Here is a 4,918-nt window from a genome sequence, read left to right as displayed (position 1 = left end):
GCAGCAAGAGCATGCTGACGAACAGAGAGACCTTGACTGCACGCTCCACTTCCTTCCGCTCTTAGGACGTTGTCGGTGAGCACGGTATGAATCTTGTAGGGAACGGCTTTGATCAGCCGCAGCAGGAAGTCTCTCGAGACGGCGGTGGTGGCCCTCTCATGCAACTCGACGAAGGCGAACTTCGAAGTGCGGTCGATGGCAACGAACATGTGCAGCTTGCCCTGCTCGGTGCGCACCTCGGCCACGTCGATATGAAAGAAGCCGATCGGATAGGTCTTGAACTTCTTCTTCGCCGGCCTGTCGCCTTCGACATCCGGCAGGCGGCTGATGCCATGGCGTTGCAGGCAGCGATGCAATGAAGACCGCGTCAGACCCGCATCGGCAAGTTCAGCCGCGCGCCGGGCGACGCGCATCTGGCGGTGATGGCGGCGGGAACCGCGCAGCCGGGAACGGTGCAGGTTGTGATCTCGAGCTCCGGCTCGACCATCGACGCCGTGCGAGTGGCAGAGCTTGCCCGTTCCAAGGGCGCCTTTGTCATCGGTATCTCCAACCGCTCGAAGAGCCCGCTGATCGCTGTCTGCGACCTGGCGTTAATCGCCTCTTGGCCGGAGACGCCCCTCACCGGCGGCGCCTTTCCTTCGAAGATCAGCCAGCTGCTCATCGTCGATGCGCTGGTCGCCGAGATGACCAGGCAGGATCCGAAGCGGCTGGTCGAGCTCAGCCGTACGGCGGAGGTCATGACCGCAGCTTCTGATTTGCCGGTGCTCGCCATCGATATTGGCGGCACCAAGATAGTGACAGCCGAAGTGAGCGGCGGCAGGATCACCCACCGGCGCCAAGCGCCGACGCCGCGCACCGGAATGGGCGAGGACCTAGTCGTGGCCATCGCCGAGCTTGCGCCGAAAAGTGGTTTTGGTGCCGTCGCCGTCGCTACCACGGCCATTGTGCGGGACGGCGCGCTGACGGCGCTGAACCCCGAAACCCTGCCGATCGAGGATGGCTATCCGATTGCCTCGATGATCGAGAGCGCCTTCGGCATGCCGCCGACGATCGTCAATGACGCGCAGGCCGCCGCCTGGCCGAATTCACGCTCGGCGCCGGCACCGGATTTCGCAACTTCGCCTTCTTCACCGCTGCTTTCAGGAAGCGGCGAAGCTGACCCTACAGCAGACATCGTGCGCTTTACTGACATTCAGTCTGTTTGCCCCTGGCAAAGGTCTGCTTCCGATTCAAAAACAGGCACTTCGCGACAAAGCGCGTAGGGCGTGAAATCTTTCGCTAGGTATTTGCGTGACGCGGGACTAGCATCCGCTTGGGAGGTGGCGATGACCAATGTCTCGATCCGCCGGGCGGATTTCATGATGGTCCTCGCCTATGCGTCGGATCTTGCGACAGGCCATTCTCGCGACTTCGCGCTGAAATCATGTGTGCTTGCAATGCGGATCGCCGAGCTTGCAGGCCTTTCCGAACAGGTTCGGCGCAATGCGTACCACCAGTCGATGCTGCGCTATGTCGGCTGCAACGCCGACACGGACCTGCTGGCGGCCACCTTCGGTGACGAAATCGCGCTCCGCCAGGATCTTGTCGGTCTCGACATGGGCAACCGTGCGGAACTGGGCAGGGTCTTCATGCAGGCCTTCAAGCGGTTCTATTACGATCTTGAGCCTGACGCACAGGCCAAGGCGATCGAAGCCGCGATGTCGCAGGCGCTGGCGATGGCCCGCCCGGTGCTGACCGCGCATTGCGAGGTCGCGCAGCGGATCGGCGAGCGGCTCGGCCTGTCCGAGGAGATCCGGCTCAATCTTGGACAGATCTACGAACGCTGGGACGGCAAGGGCCTGCCGCGCGGGCTGAGCGGCGCCGATGTTCTGCCCGCGGTGCGTCTGATCACATTGGCGCAGGATGTGATTGCGCTCAGCGATGCAGTCGGCATCGAGGCGATGGCCGAAACCATCGCCAGCCGCGCCGACGGCCCCTATGAAGGGGATCTGGCCCGGCTCGTTTCGGCCAACGCGGCGCTCCTGATGAAGAATATCGGCGCGACGGTCGATCGCGAGACGATCCTGGCGTTGGAGCCCGATCCGCCGGTGACCTTGGATGAGGGGGCTTGCGACGAAGCGTTCCTCGCCATCGCCGACATGACCGACATGCGCATGCCATTTACGCAGGGCCATTCGCGGATGGTATCGGAGTTGGCCGCGGGTGCCGGGAAACGGATCGGGTTGCCTGATCCTGACGTGCGCGCGCTGCGCTGGTCAGGCTGCATCCATGACATTGGCGAGCTGGTGGTGCCGGTGGCAACCTGGATGCGCAACGGTCCGCTGTCGGTGCGCGAGCGCGACGCCGCGCAACTGCATGCCTATTACGGCGAGCGGGCGCTGGCCTCCTTCGGCCATGACGGCGAGCCGATGGCCGCTCTCGTGCTGCGTCATCACGAACGCCTGGATGGCTCGGGCTATCACCGCAAGGTCCGCGGTGCAGACCTGTCTCCGGCGGCCCGGATACTGGCTGCCGCCGAGGCATTCCAAACGTCGCGCGAGGAGCGCCCGCACCGCAAGGCGCTGTCCAGCGAGGCAGCGGCGACGCAGTTGCGCGCGGCTGTTCGTGACGGCTGTATTTGCCCGGACGCCGCCGAGGCCGTGTTGTCATTCGCCGGGCAGCAGTCGCGCCGGGCCTTGCCGCAGGCGCTTGCCGGAATGACGCCGCGCGAAATCGAGGTGCTGCGCCTGATCGCCGCCGGCCTGACCGCGAAGGAGACGGCTCGCAGGCTCGATATCTCGCCCAAGACCGCCGATCACCATATCCAGAGCGTGTACTCCAAGATCGGCGTTGGAACCCGCGCCGCCGCCGCGCTCTACGCGGTCGAGCACGGCCTTGTCCGGCCAGGCGAAATGCCGGCATAGGGAATCCACCCCATGCGCGGCCGCCGCAAGGCGCGCATCGTGATCCTGTCGACGGACCAATGGTGGCCGCGACCGACAGGAGGAAATCAGATGCTTCTCGCAACGACCAAAGTGGCGGACGTTGACCACTTCATCCGTATCTTTTCGACCAAGGGCGCCGACAAGCGCCGGCTGCACGGCTCGAATGGCGCTACCGTGTTCCGCGACCCCAGCGAACCCGACCGCGTCTGGGCGATCTTCGACTGGGACGCCGAGGGCTGGAAGAATTTCGTGTCGGATCCGGAGGTTCCGGCGATCCTGCAGGAAGCCGGCCATGTCGGCAAGCCGCAGGCGGCACTGCTGCTCGGCCACTACGAGGCCTGACGTCCACGCCGCGCGTCGCCTGCCGTCGGCGGCGGCGCGCCCGACAAAATCCAGAACACGAAACCCCGTAAACGGAGATTTCAAATGGATCCGAAACCCATCAAGATCGGCCTCATCGCCGAACTGACAGGCCCTTTGTCTTTCATGGGCATTGCAAATGCCAACCTCACCACGATGCTCGTCGGCGATATCAATGCCAAAGGCGGCCTTCTGGGCCGCCCGGTGGAACTCGTCATCGAGGATGGCGAGACTATCGACAGTGTCGCCAGGGCGAAGGCCGCGAAACTGGTCGACGTCGACAAGGTCGATGTGGTCGTCGGCGGCATCTACAGTTCGACCCGCCTGGCGATCAAAAGCGAGGCAGTCACGCGGGGCAGGACGCTCTACATCTACACCGAGCAGTATGAGGGACAGGAAAACGATCCCCTCGTTTTTTGCACCGGGCCAGTGCCCGCGCAGCAGGTCGAACCGCTGATCCCATGGCTGATGAAGAGCACCGGGGCGAAACGGTTCTATCTGCCGTCGGCTGACTACATCTGGCCGCATCTGCTCAACAAGGCTGCCAGCCGGGCGGTGCGCGCCAACGGCGGCGAGATCGTCGGCGAGGAGTATCTTCCGCTGGACACCGTCGATTTCCGGCGCACGGTGCAGCAGATCATGGCGAGCGGCACCGACGTGGTTTTCAACACCATCGTCCCGCCGGGCCTGACACCGTTTCTCGAAGAATTGCACAAGGCCGGTTTCGGCAAACGTGGCGGCAAGATCGTCTGCACTTACTTCGACGAGAATTTCTTCAATCTGGTGCCGTCCGAGCAGATCGAGGGCCTCTATAGCTGCCTCGACTATTACCAGGAACTCGACGAACCATTCGGCCGCGGGCTCTTGCGCCGCTACAGCGAACGGTTCCCAGGCAGCGCCACCTTGACTGCGGGCAGCGGGTGCACCGGCCACTACCGGGCAATCAACATGTGGGAAGTGGCGGTGAGGGAAGCCGGCACGGTTGAGCGCGACGCGGTCATCCGGGCCCTCGATCATGCCCGCATCAGCGAAGGCCCGGGCGGCCCGGCCGAAATGGTTCCCGGCCAGCACCATGTTCGCATGAACATGTACATCGCGCGGGCATATGGCGGTCGCTTCCGGGTCGTGAAGAATCTGGGTCCGATCGATCCCAACGAACGCGTGCTTGCCGACGAATTCCAATCAAGCAACGCGCGGTGACGGCGGGGCCGATCACTGTTCTTCCAGGTGTCGGGGCGGCTGGATTGCCGCCTTGTCACCAACCTGGCACACGCAAAACGATCGGTAAGATCAATTCCGTTATCTGCGGCCCCGGATTGAACGCGGAAAAATTCAATCTCCGCTCTTCGCGCGGCCGCGGCGTTGCCGCGCCAATGTCTGCTTTCCGGTAGTGACAAAGGTCACCCCAACGGCTGCGTTCAGGCGCATTGCTGCTGTTCACGTGGCGGCAGACTTAGGAGGGTTTAGGGCAGAAATGGCCATTCAGAAGAGTCCGCCTTTTACTCCACATGGCCTATGCCGCTCGAACAGCCTGATTTTCCCTTCCGCCCCTAGCAAGCTGTTGAAATAGGCACTCGCCACCGGACCGCAGCGGTGATTCACTGGTTTCCGAAGGGATTCGGAGGTGACGAGTG

Annotated in this window: 4 protein-coding genes and 1 pseudogene; 4 read left to right on the top strand and 1 reads right to left on the bottom strand. The window is 63.4% G+C overall.

What is annotated here, in order from left to right:
* Nucleotides 1-371 (bottom strand): annotated as a pseudogene (locus P9272_RS35525) (DDE-type integrase/transposase/recombinase); the annotation flags it as partial.
* Between the two features lie 51 nt (nucleotides 372-422).
* Here P9272_RS35525 and P9272_RS35520 point away from each other — a divergent pair.
* From P9272_RS35520 to P9272_RS35505, 4 genes are all read left to right on the top strand, one after another.
* Complete coding sequence (locus P9272_RS35520; RefSeq protein ID WP_278164837.1) at nucleotides 423-1,262, top strand: ROK family protein; 840 nt, start codon at nucleotides 423-425, stop codon at nucleotides 1,260-1,262.
* Nucleotides 1,263-1,325: 63 nt separating this feature from the next.
* The gene (locus tag P9272_RS35515) at nucleotides 1,326-2,903 is read left to right on the top strand and encodes an HD domain-containing phosphohydrolase (RefSeq protein WP_278164835.1); all 1,578 of its coding nucleotides are present in this window, start codon (nucleotides 1,326-1,328) and stop codon (nucleotides 2,901-2,903) included.
* Nucleotides 2,904-2,993: 90 nt separating this feature from the next.
* Entirely contained in the window at nucleotides 2,994-3,266 is a 273-nt protein-coding gene (locus P9272_RS35510; protein ID WP_027024197.1) for a hypothetical protein, read from the top strand.
* Between the two features lie 84 nt (nucleotides 3,267-3,350).
* Entirely contained in the window at nucleotides 3,351-4,484 is a 1,134-nt protein-coding gene (locus P9272_RS35505; protein WP_278164828.1) for a substrate-binding protein, read from the top strand.
* Nucleotides 4,485-4,918: the final 434 nt, after the last annotated feature.

This window comes from Mesorhizobium sp. WSM4976 (assembly GCF_029625685.1).
Classification (GTDB): domain Bacteria; phylum Pseudomonadota; class Alphaproteobacteria; order Rhizobiales; family Rhizobiaceae; genus Mesorhizobium.
This window is presented reverse-complemented; position numbering and strand designations above follow the sequence as displayed.